Genomic DNA, 15,567 nt, shown 5'->3' on the forward strand with positions numbered 1-15,567 from the left:
GTGTGAGAAATGAGCGACGAAGGATACCCGGCTGAGGTTATCGAGATAGTCGCCAGGGCCGGAGTCACCGGTGGCGTTACTCAGGTTAAGGTTAGGGTTCTTGAGGGCCGCGACAAGGGCCGCGTCATAAGGAGGAACATCAAGGGCCCGGTCCGTGTCGGCGACATAGTCATACTCAGGGAGACCGAGCGTGAGGCCAGAGAGATCAAGAGGAGGAGGTAAAGATGGCTCGCTGGAACGTCTGCTCCTACTGCGGAAGGGAGTTCGAGCCGGGAACCGGCAAGATGTACGTCAGGAACGACGGCAGAGTGCTCTTCTTCTGCTCCAGCAAGTGCGAGAAGTACTACTTCATGGGCAGGAACCCGAGAAAGCTCAAGTGGACCAAGGCCTTCCAGGAGGCAAGGCTCCAGAGGGCCAAGAGGAAGTGAGCCCTTTCTTTTCCTTACCTGTTTTGGTGCTTTTCTCGACCGCTTCCAAAAAGTCTATTAACCACCCCACCAACTACCTCCGGTGTTGCCGATGGCGGACAGGAGGATAGAACGGACTCTCGTCATACTGAAGCCCGACGCCGTCGTCCGCGGACTGATGGGCGAAATCATAAGCAGGTTTGAAAAGAAGGGTCTCAAAATCGTTGGAATGAAGATGATATGGATCACCCGCGAGCTGGCGGAGAAGCACTACGAGGAGCACAGGGGCAAGCCCTTCTTCGAGCCCCTCATCGACTACATCACCAAGGCCCCGAGCGTCGTCATGGTGGTCGAGGGCAGGTACGCCATAAGCGTCGTCAGGAAGATGGCAGGGGCGACCGATCCAAAGGACGCCGAGCCCGGAAGCATAAGGGGCGACTACGGTCTTGACGTTGGAGATGCAATCTACAACATAATCCACGCCTCCGACAGCCCCGAGAGCGCCGAGAGGGAGATAAACCTCTACTTCAAACCTGAGGAACTCTTCGAGTACTGCAAGGCCGCTGACTGGTTCTATCACACCCACGCAAAGGGAAAGAAGGAGTACCTGGACAGCACGGACTGCCTTGAGCGTTAAACTGCCACGTCAATCTTCCTCTTTCTTTTCCTGAGGAACTCCCTGTACTCCCTTGCGACTTCGGGGCACGGAGCAGGTTGCCCCTTTGTAACCAACGCGGCGCCGATGAGCGTGGATATGTAAGCCGTCGCCAGGCCTGCTATAACGGTGATGTCTCCGGGAGGCAGTAACACGGCAAGAAGTGGCAACAGGGAAACGAGAAGCCCCGTGGCTTTTCTTAAGCTTGGGGGCTTTCCGGCGCGCTTCATGCACTCCACGAGCTCCCTGGCCCTTGGGAACTCCCTCAGCGTCCTGCCGCCTACAATGACTGCGCCCCCAATTACGGCACCCATCAGGCTGTCCTCATCGGTCAGGCAATCCCCAATCTCCTGCGGACACGGCTTCACGTTTAGTCCTCTGAGCGGGGTTTTCATGGATAGCGCCACCACGATGCCTATCAGAGCAATCCCGACTGCAAGAAATCCCCGCCAGAACTGGGACGCCAGGGCGACCCCGAGGGAGATGTAGGGCAGCGAGATAAAGCTGATCTGAATGAAGTCGTCGATTCTCAGTCCTTTTCTTGTCCTGAGCTCCACATACGTCAGGGCTATGATTAGCCCCAGGAACGTTTCGGTTCCCGCAGTGAATTCCGGAGAACCCTCTATTGAGACATTGGGGCCGGCGAAGGGCCCGAGCTCCTGGAGAGCGAGGGCGTAGGTTATGAGCGGAACCCCCGTGATGGCGATTAGGGCCTCGCTGGCCTTTCCGAGGAGCTTCCCCAGAATGAAGGCCACTGGGATTCCTACAGCCACTCCTATTGCGAGCGCTATCATTCCACCACCGGAGAGGATTACTATGGTGGCTTTTAATCCTTGCGTCCGAACCCTTTAAAAGCCCACGCCCGAGTTAGGCTTAGAGGTGAGGAAGATGAAGAGGATTAGGCAGCCGATCATAGCGGTTCTCGGTCACGTTGACCACGGAAAGACCACTCTCCTTGACAGGATAAGGAGAACCAACGTCGCTGGAAAAGAAGCCGGCGGAATAACCCAGCACATAGGTGCCACTGAAGTTCCCATCGAGACGGTCAAGCAGCTCGCAGGCCCGCTCATCAAGCTCTGGAAGGGCGAGATAAAGCTCCCCGGATTGCTCTTCATAGACACCCCCGGTCACGAGGCCTTCACGAGCCTGCGCGCGAGGGGTGGAAGCCTGGCGGACCTTGCGGTTCTCATCGTGGACATCAACGAGGGCTTCCAGCCGCAGACGATAGAGAGTATCGAGATCCTCAGGAAGAACAGGACGCCCTTCATAGTGGCGGCGAACAAGATAGACAGGATAAAGGGCTGGAAGGTCGAGGAGGACGAGCCGTTCCTGGTGAACATCAAGAAGCAGGACCAACGCGCCGTTCAGGAGCTTGAGACAAAGCTCTGGGAGCTGATAGGCAAGTTCTACGAGATGGGCTTCCAGGCGAACCGCTTCGACCGCGTCCAAGACTTCACGCGCGAACTGGCGATAGTTCCCATTTCAGCCAAGTACGGCATCGGCGTTCCAGAGCTCCTCGTCCTTATCGCGGGTCTCAGCCAGAAGTACCTGGAGGAGAAGCTCAAGATCGAGGTTGAAGGACCGGCCCGTGGCACGATCCTCGAAGTCCGCGAGGAGCTCGGCCTCGGGACGACAATAGACGTCATAATCTACGACGGGACGCTCAGGAAGGACGACACGATAGTCGTTGGCGGCAAGGACAAGGCGATAGTCACCAAGATACGCGCCCTGCTAAAGCCGAAACCGCTGGACGAGATTAGGGACCCGCGCTTCCGCTTCGACCAGGTTGAAGAGGTCACCGCCGCCTCGGGAATAAAGATAGCCGCCCCGGGCCTTGAGGAGGCCCTCGCTGGCTCGCCGGTCATCGCCGCAAGGAGCGAGGAGGAGATCGAAAGGGCCAAGCAGGAGATCCTGAGTCAGATACAGAGCGTCGTCATAAGCACCGGTAAGGTCGGCGTCATAGTCAAGGCCGACACCCTCGGCTCGCTCGAGGCCCTCAGCAAGGAGCTGAGCGAGAAGAACATACCGATAAGGAAGGCCGACGTTGGCAACATCAGCAAGACGGACGTGATGGAAGCCCTGAGCGTCCGCGAGGAGGACGAGAAGTACGGCGTCGTCCTCGGCTTCAACGTCAAGGTGAACGAGGACGCTGCAGAGGTTGCCAAGGCCAAGGGTGTTCCAATATTCACCGGCAACATCATCTACAAGCTCATCGAGGACTACGAGGCCTGGGTCAAGGCGGAGGAGGAGAAGAGGAAGCGCGAGCTACTCAAGAACGTCACATTCCCCGGCGTTATCAGGCTCTACCCGGACGAGCGCTACGTATTCAGGCGCAGCCACCCGGCCATAGTCGGCATCGAGGTGGTGGAGGGCAGGATTAGGCCCGGAGTGACGCTCATCAAGCAGAACGGCCAGAAGGTCGGCGTCATCAAGTCCATCAAGAACAAGAACGACTTCGTCCAGGAGGCCAAGAAGGGCGACGCGGTGGCGATAGCGATTGAGGGAGCGATAGTCGGCAGGCACATACACCCGGGAGAGACCCTCTACGTCGATCTGAGCAAGAACGACGTCATAATCCTTGCCAAGCAGCTCAAGAACGAGCTGGACGAGACGGACATAAAGGCGCTGAAGATGACGGCGAAGGTAAAGGCCCAGGGCGACCCGTTCTGGAAGGCGGTTTGAGTTCTTGGATTTCTATCCTTTCTCCTTGAAATCCTCCAAGTCCCAGACGAGCCAGCCTTCAGCTCTCAGCTCTTTTTTTCCCTCTAAACTCTTGGCCATCAGTCCATAGCTCTTCTCCCAGTCCTCCAAGCCAACAAGTCCTGCCTTTCCCTCCAAATCCTTCAAAATCCCCCTGGCCTCTCTCTCGCTCAGCTCCTTCCACTTGACTTCAATGAGCAAAGCCCTCTTCTCCATCTCGTTCAGGGCCAGCAAATCAATCTCCTCGCCTTTTCTCCACCAGCGGCCGAGCTTCGTGAAGCGGAACCCCGTGAGCCTTAAGAAAACTTCCGGAATCCTGATGAGTTTCCCGAAGACGGAACCCATGTAGGCGTTAAAGTCGCTCTTTGAGCGCTCCCAGACTTCTTCCGCCAGCCCTGCCTCAAGATAGCCCTTGTTCGGCAGCACGTAGCGGAACCAGAAGGCGAAGTAGTTGTCGGCTATCGAGTACAGCCCCCTCTTGCTTGCTTCCTTAAGCGTCGCGGTAACGGGAACCTCCCTCTCCACAATTCCGAGCCTCTGGAGAACGGCTAGGTACTTCGACACGAGGCTCTTGTCGAGTCCGGTGGAGTTCGCTATCTCCCCGAACCTGCTCCTTCCGCTCGCTATGGCCTGGAGTATCGCGAAGTAGTTGGCCGGTTCGCGGAGCTCCTCGCGGAGCAGAAACTCCGCCTCCTCGTAGAGGAAGGCGCCCTTCGAGAGTACGTTTTCAACCACGTTCTCGTCGAAGCCCTTTTTCGGGTCGAACTGGAGCAGGTACGCCGGAATTCCCCCAGTGATGCCGTACACTTCCACAAGGTTCTCAACGGTGTAGCCGGGCAGAAATTCCCCGATGTGGAAGAAGGGAATCTCGGTTAAGCGCCACTGTCCTGTTCTCCTTCCGTAAAGGGGGCTTTTATAGGCCAAAACCTCGCTTTCCATCGCCGAAACGCTTGAACCGCAGAGGATAAGCATTATCCTTGTCTCAGACAGCTTCAGGTCCCACGCCTTCTGAAGGAGCGAGAGGACCGGGCGATGGTGCTCGATTAACAGGGGAAACTCGTCGATTATCAAGATTACCTTCTCGTCCCCAATCCTTTCGGCGAACGCCATGAGGAGCTCGTCTACGTCCTCAAAGGTCACCTTCCCGAAGAGCCTGTCCCCGAGGAATTCCGACAGGAGTCTCTGGAGCTCCCTCAGGTTGTCACGGTAAGGCCTCTCCGTTGCCAGGAAGTAGACGTGTGGCTTATCCCTTGCGAAGTGCAGCAGCAGTTCGGTCTTGCCGATTCTCCTCCTGCCATAGATCACAAGGAACTCGGCCCTATCGCTGGAGTATGCCCTCTCAAGGAACTCCAGTTCGCGTTCCCTGTCTATGAACTTTTGTCTACTCATGAGTATAATACTCGCGTTTCAACTATTTAAAAGTTGCGGGAGCAATGTCCGCTGGATAGTTACCCTTCCCTCACGAGCTCCACCACGGCCTCAACGTGCGGCGTGTGCGGAAACATGTCCACCAAGATCGCCCCTTCAACGCGATAGGCCTTCGCCAGGTGGTTCTCGTAGTCGAGTTTAAACGCCCGCGGATTGCAGGAGACGTAGACGATTCTCTCAACGCCTCTCTTCACCAAGAGCTCACCCGCTTCCTTCAGTCCCCTCCTCGGCGGGTCCACTATGGCCGTGTCGTAGTCTCCAATCCGAGCCTCCTCAGCCCTGCCGACACGGAAAGTGGCGCTAACGCCGTTCAGCTCGGCGTTCCTGTTGGCCATCTCCACCGCGAAGGAGTTAACTTCGATTCCCTCAACCGAAAAGCCCCTCTTCGCAAGGTAAACACCAAACGTCCCAACGCCCGAGTAGAGGTCGAGAACCTTTTCACCGTCGGCGAAGCCCTCAACCGCCCTGAGAAGCAATTCTAAGGCGTAGCTATTGGTCTGGAAGAAGCTGTTGGGGTGGATGAAGTAGGTAACGTTCCCGATGCGCTCGCGTATCAGCTCCTCCCCGGAAACGTGAAGCGGCTCGCCCCTCGGGTCGTCCCTTTCGTCCCTCTTAACGCTCCAGTAGATGGAATCGGCGAAGGAGAAATAGTCCACGAAGGCCTCCAGAACTTCCTCTGAAGGCCTGACGTGGGCGATGAGGTTCACCATGACCTCGCCCATGAACTTGCCCTCCCTGACCTGCAGGTAGTGGACGTCGCCGGCTTTCCTCTTCAAGTCCCAGGGCCTCAGGCCGGTCTCGGCCAGAAAAGTCCTCAAGGCGCGAAGATACCCGCGCGTCCTCTTCGAGAAAACCGGGCACTCTGAAAGCCCAACGACGCCGAGCGGGTTTCCGTACTCCTTGAGGCCGATTCCAGCGGTTGTAACTATGAAGTTGCTCACGTTCCTGAAGCCCCATATCCTCGGCGAGCCCCTGGTCTCGGCGCTTATCCCGGTTATCCGCTCGAAGAGTTCCGCTTTGAGTTTCAGCTGTTCCTTATACTTCATTCCCTGCCAGAGGCAGCCGCCGCATTTACCGAAGTGCCCGCATTTAGGGGTTGCCCTGAGCGGGGAGGGTTCTAAAAGCTCAAAGTCCCGGGCGATTAACCTTCCAAACCGCCTTTTCGTTGATTTAACCCGAACGCTGTCGCCGGGGTAGGCGAAGGGAACGTGAACGGTTTTGTTCCCTGCGTGAAGAAGGCCGAGGCCGTCGTCGCTCAGGGTCTCTATTCTTCCTTTCAGCATGTCCACTGCTCACCGTCAGAGTTTTTATATCCCTCGCATACCATCGACGGGGGTGGGAACGTGAAGCCGAGGGTTTTCATCACGCGTGCCATTCCCGAGAACGGCATCGAGATGCTGAGGAAGCACTTCGAGGTCGAGGTCTGGGAGGACGAGCACGAGATTCCGAGGGAAGTCCTGCTTCAGAAGGTTAAAAATGTGGACGCCCTCGTTACAATGCTCAGCGAGCGGATTGATGAAGAGGTCTTCGATGTGGCGCAGAGGCTGAGGATAGTGGCGAACTACGCTGTCGGCTACGACAACATAGACGTCGAGGAGGCCACCAGAAGGGGGATATACGTCACCAACACGCCCGACGTCCTCACCGACGCCACCGCTGACTTCGCCTGGGCTCTTCTGCTCGCCACTGCCAGGAGGCTCGTTGAAGCCGACCGATTCACCCGCTCCGGCGAGTGGAAGAAGAAAGGCGTCGCCTGGCACCCGCGCTGGTTTTTGGGTTACGACGTCTACGGCAAGACCATAGGGATAATCGGCTTCGGCAGAATCGGTCAGGCGGTGGCGAGGCGCGCCAGGGGCTTCGGCATGAAAATCCTCTACAACTCAAGGAGCAGGAAGCCAAAGGTAGAAAGGGAGCTTAACGCGGAGTTTAAACCGCTGGAGGAACTCCTTAAGGAGAGCGACTTCGTGGTCCTGGCCGTTCCCCTCACGAAGGAAACCTACCACCTGATAGGCGAGCGGGAGCTTAAGCTAATGAAGAGCACCGCGATACTGGTAAACATCGCGAGGGGAAAGGTGGTTGATACGGAGGCACTCATCAAGGCCCTCAAGGAGGGCTGGATTGCTGGAGCTGGTCTGGACGTCTACGAGGAGGAGCCGTACTACAACGAGGAGCTATTCAGCCTTGACAACGTGGTTCTTGCCCCCCACATAGGCAGTGCGACCTTTGGAGCCAGGGAGGGAATGGTGGAGCTCGTCGCTAAGAATCTCATAGCCTTCAAGAACGGTGAAATCCCGCCGACTCTGGTCAATAGAGAAGTTCTAAACGTCAGGAAGCCGGGCTTTGATTAAAGGAGGACAACTTCCACCCCTATCTTTTCCGCGACCGTCCCCTGCTTCCTGTCGCAGGTGACTAGCGTGGCGTGGAGTTTCTCCGCCTGCGCTATGAACAGGGCATCGTAGATCGCTATTCCGTGCTCAACGCTCAGCTCGAAGGCCCGCCTCAGGTATTCCCGGTTCTCCTCGATAGTGATTACCTCCTTGTCGGCAAGGAGCTCAAGCGCCTGGAGAAGCTTTTCACCTTCCTCTTGGCTGAGATTTCCATAAACCTTCACGTTCTTCCAGATCACGTTAGCGGTCTCGGTGAGCAGCATCTCAACAGCGTGGGGGTTCTCGTCTGGCTGGAGATAGGGTATCACGTCCTTCCAGCCCTCATCCTTGAGGAGGAACTTGCAGAGGGCCGAGGGGTCAATGACCCTCACGGTCCTCCCTCACGAGTCTCTTTGACGTTCCCTCCGGCACCCCAGGGAGGGACTCAACGAGCTTGATTACCTCCTGGAGCGTCCTCTTTTTCTTCTTCCTCGATCTTTCTGCGTATGAAGTCCCCTTATCTCCTCGCTCCAGTTGATGTCGTACTTTTCCATCTCGCGCTTTAGCTCGGGTGGAACCCGAACGCTCACGACGGCGGACTTCACGTGGTTCACCAAAAGGGTATTGTGCACTACAAATTTAAGCATTGTGTATTACACTGGATCGTTTCCGGGCGATGATGACGACACCCTCGCCTGACCCGTGATGAGCTGGACCCGTGCCTGAGCCTATCTGAGAACGGAGAGCTCGGGAACATCGTCGAAGTCTATGTCGAACGTCGCTATCTTCCTGTTCCATTTAGAACGCAGGCTGCCACTATCTGTGCATCTTTCGGAGTTTTTCGACGTCCTCCCCAGCGACAACTCTAACCGTTATTTCCCTATACCTCACCGTTTTAGACTTATGGCGTTGGAATCCTGAAGTACCTCGAATGGGCATCGTAGAAGTTACGTTCCAGCCCCGATCATCTCCATCACTCCAGTGGTTCCCTTCCGTAGCGCAGGAAGTTCAGATAGCTCTCGTCCTCGCCGACGATGGCGCTGAGGATTGCATCAACGTAGGCGTCGAATTCCCTCTTCTTGATGACGACCGAGTGATGGGCGTACTCAAGGGGAATCACATACTCGTCCTCGGCCACAGAGAGGAGCTTTGCCAGCGTCTCCTCGAAGTCCTGCTTTTCGGGCACTTCAAGGAGGTAAATTAACCCGCCGTCGGCGAAGCGAATGTACGCTGGCCTTATCCTCGCGTCCACGATGTTGTTTTTCTCGTCAAGCACAAGAATCTCGCGGAGGTTTGGGAACATGCCGTGCTCCATGAGGTCGAGGATTAGCTTCGCCAGCCTGTCCTTGGGTCCCTTCCGGTAGGAGAAGCGCAGGTAACCGCTCTTCCCCGTGAGGGAAGCGACCACCGGCGTGTCCACCATTATTGGAACTTTCTTCAGTCTTTCCCTCTCTGCAACAGTCTGTATAACGTCGGAGCGGTAGAAGGTCTTCGCTATCGAGGCTATCTCGCCGTCGAGGAGCCTGTCGAGGGCGTGGAGGTACTCAAGGTATTCGAATAGAACGATTAAGTTCTCTGTGTCACCGACCCACCAGAGGTTCCTCTTCAGGCTTTTCGAACCCTTCTCCATGAGTATCTGGAAGATGCTCTTGCCCTCCCTCCCGCGCGCGAGCAGGGAAGGACCTGAGATGACGCCCTTCCTGAGTTCCCTCCTCCACTCCTTCCATTTGATGTTTAAAGCGTCAAGGAAGTCCAGCGAGGCCTCAAGCAGGTTCCTCCCGTGGGTGGAGTAGAGCTTCTGAGTCGTCGAGTTGGCGTAGCTCGGCGGTCTTATGAGGGCACCGCTTATCGTGCCGTCCATGAGAACTAGGTCGGCCTTCTCGGCTATCATCGCACCCATTCTCTTCTCGAGGGTGTCCATGTGGACCCTTATCCTGTCGTCGGCGTTGCTGTAGGGGAACAGCGCCCCGATGTCGTTCCAGTAGTAGAGGTCATTCCCCACTGCCGAGGCCGAAACCGCGTAGATTATTGCCCCGCTCAGCCTCTTTGCCATTCTGCTCCCATCGACGGCGTAAACGCTCGCCTTTTTGAGTTCGGGAAGGCTCTCCCACTCGTAGTGCTTCCTCACGAGGGGGACGAGCTTTCCAAGCTCTCCCCTGCTCTCCTCAAGGAAGCGCTTGATTTCCTCAAGGTGCCTGTCGTCAATACGCTCCAATGCTCTCCACCTCCACCCTGCTCTCCCCGCCTGCGTTGGTGACCCTTATCACGTAGTCCGCCGCGTCCTTCAGCTCCTCGTCGTGGGAGACTATGATGACCTGCGGTATCTTCCTGAGCTGGCTGGATATGATTTCCACCAGCTTCTTCCTCCGCTCCTCGTCGAGGAACGGCGTCGGCTCGTCGAGTATCAGGAGCTCAAGGTTGCGCACCTTGTAGAGCGACAGGGCAAGGCGAAAGGCCAGGCCGAGGGCTATCCTCTCACCCCCGCTGAGGAACTCGATTCCAACCTCGTTGCCAGCGTAGAGAATCCTTAGCTCAATCCTTTCCTTTCCGTACTTTTTCTCGCGCCTCAGCTTAACCCCCTGATACTTGCCCTCGGTCATCTCCGAGAACAGCTCTCCCGCCAGCTTCTGGACCTCCTCAAGCCCCCTGAGTTCCTCCTCCGCCTTGAGCCTTGCCACCTTTTCCCTGAACGCCGTCACGTCCGCGAGAGCTCTCTCCACCAGCTCGAGCTCCTTTTCTGCCTCCCGTATCTCCCCGAGCTTCGCCCTGAGCTCGTCGATGAGCCTCGCCACCTCGTTCCTCAGCTCCTTGGCTCCTTCAAGCTCAGCCCTCGTTCTCTCGAGGGCCTTTGAGGCCTCCACGTAATCCTTCTCTGCCCTCCTGAAGTCTTCCTCGGAAAAGCCTTCCCTCGCCCTCTCGAGCTCCCTCTCAATCTCCTTCAGCTTTTCTTTCAGCCCGGCTATCCTCTTCTCGGCTTCCTCCGCCTTTCTTCTCTCCGTCTCCAGCCGCTTCTCGATGGTTCTGGCCCTCTCAGGCACGCCCCTCAGCGACAGGAACTCCCTGTGAGCCGGTTCCAGCTCCTTGAGCCTGTTTTCGACCTCATCAAACGAGACGAAGCCCCCCTTCCTGAGCCGTTTGAGCAGGTTACTCCTACGCTCTTCGAGTTCCTTCAGCTGGTTCTCCACCCTTTCCCTTTCTCCTCTGAGTCCTTCCAGCTCTTCAAGCTGACTCTTCAGGCTCCGGATTTCCTTTTTTATGCCTATGAGCCTCTCTTTCGTCTCCTCAAAGAGCAGAGCGTCCCTTTCTAGCTCGTCGATGTTCAGCTCCTTCAGCTTCTCTTCGACCTCTGCCAATAGCTCGGCGGTTTTCTTGAGGCGTATGAGCTTAGCTTCGCCCGACAGGATTTTCTTCAGCTCCCTTTCCCTCTCGGACAGCTTCTCCAGCTCCCTCTCGAGCTTCCGGATTTCACCATCTATGCGTGAGATTTCGGTCTCGTACTCCCGGAATATCTCGTCGCCCTCGTGCTCGCCGATGGGCCTGCGGCATAGGGGACATATCTTCGCCCCCTCGAGCCTCTCTATGTTGCCTTTCAGCTCTGCCTTCTTACCCCTGAGCGAGGCTATCCTCTCCCTTATCCCCGTCGCCTCTTCCCTGATTAGTTCAAGATCTTCCTTGGCCTTCTCAAGTTTTCTCAACTCCTCCTCGAGCGTTTCGATGGTGTGGCCGGCCCTTTCGAGCTCCTTCCTGTACCTCTTGGCTTCCTCCACGAGGCGGAGTGCCCTCTGGTAGAGGCGGTGGCGCTCTTTGAGCCTCTCGTACTCCTTCCTCGCTGAGCTTTCCTCCTTCTCCAGCTCCTCAAGCTTTTTCCTTAGCTCCTTTTCCCTCTCCAGGCGCTCGTCGATTCCCCTGAGCTTCTCCCTGAGGGCCGACGTCTTGACGTCGATCCTTGACAGCTCGTCCTTCAGGCTGAGGAGCTTCTTGAGTTCCTCGTACTCCTTCTCGACCGGCTTCAGCTCCTCAAGCCTCTTGAGGGCCTTTTCAAGCTCCCCCAGCTCCTTCTCCAGCTCCCCTATTCGCTTGCCGTGCTCCTCCAGAAGCCTCATCTCGCTCGCTATGGACTTCTCGGTGAGGGCCTTCCTCTTCTCCAGCTCTCCTATCAGTTCCTTTCTCTCCCTCAGCTCACCGTAGAGTTTCTCCAGCCTCTCCACTTCCGAGGACAGCTTCCTCTCTTCTTTCCTCAGCTCGCTTATCTTCCTAAGCGTCTCGCCGAACCTCCTCTCCGCCCCGGCCAGGCTCTCCTCGGTTTCCTTCTTTCTTTCGATGAGCTTCAAGAGGCTCTCCTTTCTCCTCCTGAGCTCCCTCATCACGTCCGCCGCGTTCCTCTCGGCGTTCTCGTAGTCCTCGATTCCCAGAACCTTGCGGAGGACCTTCTCCATTACCTCGCGGTTGGTTATTATGCCCTCTATCTCGCCCTGGCGTATGTAGAGGGCGTTGGTGTAAACCTGGAGCGGGTAAACGTTTCTCTCCACCCACCTGGCTATGTCCGAGCTCTTCTCGGCTATGAGCCGGCCGTCCTCCAGCAGCTCGTTCTTCTTTGTGGTCCTCGTTATCTGGTACACCTTTCCCCCGTGCTCGAACTCAAGGGTCAGGGAGAGCTCGCCCTTGCCGACCCTCGTGTTGGCCTTGAGGTAGCCCCTCGGAAAGCTCGGGTGGCCGAGGTAGAGGGTGGCGAAGATTGCCTCCAGGATTGAGCTCTTTCCGGCACCGTTCTGGCCGACTATGAGGTTTATCCCATCGCTGAACTCGACGATGCTCTTCTTGTGGGCCCTGAAGTTTTGAATCTCTATCCTCCTGACCCTCACGGCTTACCCCCCCTCAGCCAGGCGTCGAGGCTCGACGGTTTGGCCGGCCTGTGCACCTTGGGCCTCCCCATCTTTTTTCCATCGTCACTCTCTCCCCCCTTGGGGGATTCTTTTTCCTCCACCTTTTTGGGGGACTTTCTCTCCACCCCCGGCCTCTGTTCATTGCCCTGACTCAGCTTCTTCTGGGGCACCGGGATCCCCGCCCGGTATTTCTCCATCAGCCAGTCGAGGAACTCGTCGAGAGAGCTTGAGAATTCCCTGGGCTCGGCCCTGAGGTGCATCAACAGCTCCCGTTCCCAGTCCGTGAAGAGTTCCTCGGCGGTGACAGTTTCCTTCGAGATTATGGCTTCACCCATTACCCTGCTCCTGAAGGTGTAGTACTTTACGCCCGAATCCTTCAGCAGGTCACCGAACTCGGCCAGGCTTATCCCGCCCTTCACGGTGCCCTCTAAGTAGATGACGGCTATTGCTTCCTTCGGAATCAGCGAGGCAACCTCCTCCACCTTCCTCCTGAGCTCGGCCTTTGAGCTTCCGGCCACGCGGATTGAGTAGAATGGCCTGGCATCAACCTCGACGAACTCCGGCTGGAAGTCCTCGACTATGTAGAACCCCTTAACTCCGTCGCGGTTCTCCCTTACCCTGGGCTTTTTGTCCCTCTCGCCGTAGCTTATCAGGTGGCTGGCTTCCCTCACATCGGTTCTCTCCAGAGAGCCTGGATAAGCCAGAGGCCCGCTCAGGCCGGTCTGGGACGGCTCAGCGACCCGTCTCACGTGAATGTGGCCGAGGGCGTAGTAGGAGAAGCCGTCGGGGAGTTCGCTCAGCTTGAGGTCGAAGGCGTCATGGTAGGGCGTGTCCTTTGAGAGATAATCCACCGCCTGGTGGAGCATCAATATGCCGTCGCTCCCCTTGAAGAGCGCCCTCAGCACGTTGGTGCTTCCCCTTATGAGCTGCCAGCGCGTGTGGTGTCTCAGACCGTAGATTTTAGCATCGCCAACCTCTGCCCAGACTAGGTATCTATCAGCTACCTTTTTGCTCCTCAGGAACTCGTCTCTCTTCTCTTCCCTCCTGAGGCCGAGAGTTCTGATGAGGCCGAGGTGCTCGAGTAGGTCGAAGACCGAAGCCTCTCTTATCGTTTTGTCGTGGTTGCCTTCTATGGCGAAGACTGGGACTCCCTTCTTCTTAGGGATCTCAAGGATTTCTATAGCGTCGCGCAGGGTTCTCGGCGAGGGCCTGCTCACGTGGAAGAGGTCGCCGGCGATGAGTACGAAGTCCACCCTCTCCTTTACTGCCCTATCCACCGCCTCGCGGAACGCCTTGACGTAATCCTCGTAGCGGAAGGGCTGGTTGAACTGCTCCCTTCCGAGGTGAACATCTGCTATGTGCGCGAACCTCATTCTAACACCTCACAGCGGAAGGGCCGCTATGGCCTCCTCCTCGCTGACATCTTCCTCCTTCCCCTCGAGCCACTCCTCCACTATGTCTATATCCCCGCCGCCGTAGTGTCCCTTGAAGTCCCTCTCGAAGCTGTATATCTTGACCATCGCGGGAATCGTTATGGCGTAGCCCACTATAACCGCCTCTCCGACGCCCAGCGATGCTATGTCGCTCAGCAGGTCCTCGCTTATCTGCTCGCTCGCCTGCTGAACGTAGCGCTGGTCGTTCGGCTCGACGAGCTTGAGGATTATCTTGGTGTTTGTCTGGCTGAGTATGTCGTCGTCGAGCTTCTTCGGCCTCTGGGACACTATGCCCAGACCGACGCCGAACTTCCTGCCCTCTCTCGCTATCTTGCCGAGCCACAGCGTTGCGGGGTTCTTCTCGCCCCTCGGCGCGAATATGTGGGCCTCCTCAACTATAACCAGGACGGGCTTGGTGAGAGCAGGATACGCCTCCGAAACTTCCCGCACCAGGTTCCTGTCGCCGGTTCTTGAGCCCTTGACGTAGTCGATGCGGTTCTTGAGGATTCCGCGGAGGACGAAGCTCGCGAGGGTTATCATCTGCTCCTCCTCCATTCCGCTGAGGTCTATGACGTTCACCATTCCGGGCCTTATCTCGCTGAGCACATTAACTGGGCTGATGAACTCGCCGAAGTTGGCCCTAAGCTCGCTGAGGTAGTCCTTGAGCCTTATCAGGGCTTCCAAATCCCTTGCCTGTATTTTTCTGGGCGTCTCGATGCCCTTCTCGTCGTAGTAGTGGATTATCTTGTCGTCGGTGTTCTCGTATATTCTTATCCACTCCTCTATCTTGTCCTCCATCGCGTGAATGAAGGGCATTCCGCCGACGACCTTGCCTTCTCTTCTCATCTCCTCCCTCACGGTTCTGTAGACCAGTCCGAGGAAGCGCCTCTGCAGGCTGGCGTTTTCTGCTATGCCGAGGAGCGTCGCGAACTCGCTTAGCCTTATCCTTCCGGGGTCTATGGTGGCCTTTATCGGGTTCACCCTCGCTCCCGGCCAGCTGAGCTTCTGGTACTCGCCGTGCGGGTCGAGTATCACCACAGTCGCGTTCACGTTGCTCACCAGCTCTTTGGTGAGAACCGCTATCGTGTTGGACTTGCCGGCTCCCGTAACGGCCAGGACTGCGAAGTGCCTGGAAACGAGCCTGTTTGCGTCGAGGCGAACCTCTATGTTGCTCCTCGCGATGAGCTTTCCAATCCTCACGTGCCCGTTTGCGAAGATTCTCTCCAGGTCCTCGTCCCTCGCGAGGTAAACCCTCTCGCCCGGCTTTATGGGGACGCGGTTAGGGGCTGGCTTCGTCAGGAACTCCCCGTCCCTCGTTCTCAGGACGCCGAGGACCTTTGCTGTTGCGAGGATTTCCTCGCTCTTGTCAAGGATTCCGCGGGAGAAAACGTTGACTGTTTTTTCCACGTAGTCATAGCTTCCTCTGCCTGCCTCCATGAGCCAGTTAAGGTTTCTTATCGATTTAAGGAGTGCGAGAACCTCGTCGCCCTCTCTGTTCCTCACCACAAGAAACTCTCCAAAGCGGGGGAGCTCGTTCCTCGGGTTCACGATGAAGGTGAAGTGGTCGGTCGTCGATTCACCGAACACTATTCCAACAGAGCCGTTCCGGGCCTCCATATTACCACCTTGAGTTGATTTTTTCCCGCGGGAACAAAAACCTTTCGATGGTCCCTGGCGGAAGAGCTTTATAAGTCC

Annotated in this window: 14 protein-coding genes; 5 read left to right on the top strand and 9 right to left on the bottom strand. The window is 56.9% G+C overall.

The window, feature by feature from the left end; translation table 11 throughout:
• Window positions 1-9 precede the first annotated feature (9 nt).
• From E3E27_RS00990 to ndk, 3 genes are all read left to right on the top strand, one after another.
• Window positions 10-222 carry a 30S ribosomal protein S28e gene (locus E3E27_RS00990; RefSeq protein WP_014789569.1) on the top strand — a complete coding sequence of 71 codons (213 nt, stop codon included), beginning with the start codon at window positions 10-12 and terminating at the stop codon, window positions 220-222.
• Window positions 223-224: 2 nt separating this feature from the next.
• Complete coding sequence (locus tag E3E27_RS00995; protein ID WP_014789570.1) at window positions 225-428, top strand: 50S ribosomal protein L24e; 204 nt, start codon at window positions 225-227, stop codon at window positions 426-428.
• A gap of 91 nt (window positions 429-519) precedes the next feature.
• Window positions 520-1,044, top strand: a complete 525-nt coding sequence (gene ndk, locus E3E27_RS01000) for a nucleoside-diphosphate kinase (RefSeq protein WP_167773663.1) — start codon at window positions 520-522, stop codon at window positions 1,042-1,044.
• Here ndk and E3E27_RS01005 read toward each other — a convergent pair.
• A complete protein-coding gene (locus E3E27_RS01005; RefSeq protein WP_167773129.1) occupies window positions 1,041-1,856 on the bottom strand; it encodes a hypothetical protein in 816 nt (271 codons plus the stop codon). The two genes, ndk and E3E27_RS01005, sit on opposite strands and share 4 nt — an antisense overlap.
• A 94-nt stretch (window positions 1,857-1,950) precedes the next feature.
• Here E3E27_RS01005 and infB point away from each other — a divergent pair, with 94 nt between their 5' ends.
• Window positions 1,951-3,744 (top strand): translation initiation factor IF-2, encoded by a 1,794-nt coding sequence (infB, locus tag E3E27_RS01010; RefSeq protein WP_167773664.1) that lies wholly within the window; start codon window positions 1,951-1,953, stop codon window positions 3,742-3,744.
• Between the two features lie 12 nt (window positions 3,745-3,756).
• On the opposite strand, the gene E3E27_RS01015 is transcribed toward infB, so the two are convergent.
• Both E3E27_RS01015 and rlmD read right to left on the bottom strand, forming a co-directional pair.
• Complete coding sequence (locus E3E27_RS01015) at window positions 3,757-5,151, bottom strand: ATP-binding protein (protein WP_167773130.1); 1,395 nt, start codon at window positions 5,149-5,151, stop codon at window positions 3,757-3,759.
• A gap of 59 nt (window positions 5,152-5,210) precedes the next feature.
• Window positions 5,211-6,473 carry a 23S rRNA (uracil(1939)-C(5))-methyltransferase RlmD gene (gene rlmD / locus E3E27_RS01020; RefSeq protein ID WP_167773131.1) on the bottom strand — a complete coding sequence of 421 codons (1,263 nt, stop codon included), beginning with the start codon at window positions 6,471-6,473 and terminating at the stop codon, window positions 5,211-5,213.
• A 60-nt stretch (window positions 6,474-6,533) separates the two neighbouring features.
• Here rlmD and gyaR point away from each other — a divergent pair, with 60 nt between their 5' ends.
• Window positions 6,534-7,538 (top strand): glyoxylate reductase, encoded by a 1,005-nt coding sequence (gyaR, locus tag E3E27_RS01025; protein WP_167773132.1) that lies wholly within the window; start codon window positions 6,534-6,536, stop codon window positions 7,536-7,538.
• Here the strand turns inward: gyaR and E3E27_RS01030 are convergent.
• The 6 genes from E3E27_RS01030 to E3E27_RS01055 form a co-directional block, all read right to left on the bottom strand.
• Entirely contained in the window at window positions 7,535-7,948 is a 414-nt protein-coding gene (locus E3E27_RS01030; RefSeq protein WP_167773133.1) for a type II toxin-antitoxin system VapC family toxin, read from the bottom strand. The two genes, gyaR and E3E27_RS01030, sit on opposite strands and share 4 nt — an antisense overlap.
• A gap of 66 nt (window positions 7,949-8,014) precedes the next feature.
• On the bottom strand, window positions 8,015-8,170 hold the full coding sequence (locus tag E3E27_RS10675) for a hypothetical protein (RefSeq protein WP_240910632.1): 156 nt from the start codon (window positions 8,168-8,170) through the stop codon (window positions 8,015-8,017).
• A 359-nt stretch (window positions 8,171-8,529) separates the two neighbouring features.
• Complete coding sequence (locus E3E27_RS01040; RefSeq protein ID WP_167773134.1) at window positions 8,530-9,771, bottom strand: DNA double-strand break repair nuclease NurA; 1,242 nt, start codon at window positions 9,769-9,771, stop codon at window positions 8,530-8,532.
• Entirely contained in the window at window positions 9,758-12,418 is a 2,661-nt protein-coding gene (gene rad50, locus E3E27_RS01045) for a DNA double-strand break repair ATPase Rad50 (RefSeq protein ID WP_167773135.1), read from the bottom strand. Before rad50 ends, E3E27_RS01040 begins: the two co-directional genes overlap by 14 nt.
• Entirely contained in the window at window positions 12,415-13,812 is a 1,398-nt protein-coding gene (locus E3E27_RS01050; protein WP_167773136.1) for an exonuclease SbcCD subunit D, read from the bottom strand. Before E3E27_RS01050 ends, rad50 begins: the two co-directional genes overlap by 4 nt.
• A gap of 9 nt (window positions 13,813-13,821) precedes the next feature.
• On the bottom strand, window positions 13,822-15,489 hold the full coding sequence (locus E3E27_RS01055; protein ID WP_167773137.1) for an ATP-binding protein: 1,668 nt from the start codon (window positions 15,487-15,489) through the stop codon (window positions 13,822-13,824).
• Between the last annotated feature and the right edge of the window lie 78 nt (window positions 15,490-15,567).

Source organism: Thermococcus sp. MV11, from assembly GCF_012027285.1.
Lineage (GTDB): Archaea > Methanobacteriota_B > Thermococci > Thermococcales > Thermococcaceae > Thermococcus > Thermococcus cleftensis.

Bases quoted from the DNA above. Each gene is read 5' to 3' on its own strand.
- E3E27_RS00990 (WP_014789569.1), top strand. From the start codon at position 10: ATGAGCGACGAAGGATACCCGGCTGAGGTTATCGAGATAGTCGCCAGG.
- E3E27_RS00995 (WP_014789570.1), top strand. From the start codon at position 225: ATGGCTCGCTGGAACGTCTGCTCCTACTGCGGAAGGGAGTTCGAGCCG.
- ndk (WP_167773663.1), top strand. From the start codon at position 520: ATGGCGGACAGGAGGATAGAACGGACTCTCGTCATACTGAAGCCCGAC.
- E3E27_RS01005 (WP_167773129.1), bottom strand. From the start codon at position 1,856: ATGATAGCGCTCGCAATAGGAGTGGCTGTAGGAATCCCAGTGGCCTTC.
- infB (WP_167773664.1), top strand. From the start codon at position 1,951: ATGAAGAGGATTAGGCAGCCGATCATAGCGGTTCTCGGTCACGTTGAC.
- E3E27_RS01015 (WP_167773130.1), bottom strand. From the start codon at position 5,151: ATGAGTAGACAAAAGTTCATAGACAGGGAACGCGAACTGGAGTTCCTT.
- rlmD (WP_167773131.1), bottom strand. From the start codon at position 6,473: ATGCTGAAAGGAAGAATAGAGACCCTGAGCGACGACGGCCTCGGCCTT.
- E3E27_RS01050 (WP_167773136.1), bottom strand. From the start codon at position 13,812: ATGAGGTTCGCGCACATAGCAGATGTTCACCTCGGAAGGGAGCAGTTC.
- E3E27_RS01055 (WP_167773137.1), bottom strand. From the start codon at position 15,489: ATGGAGGCCCGGAACGGCTCTGTTGGAATAGTGTTCGGTGAATCGACG.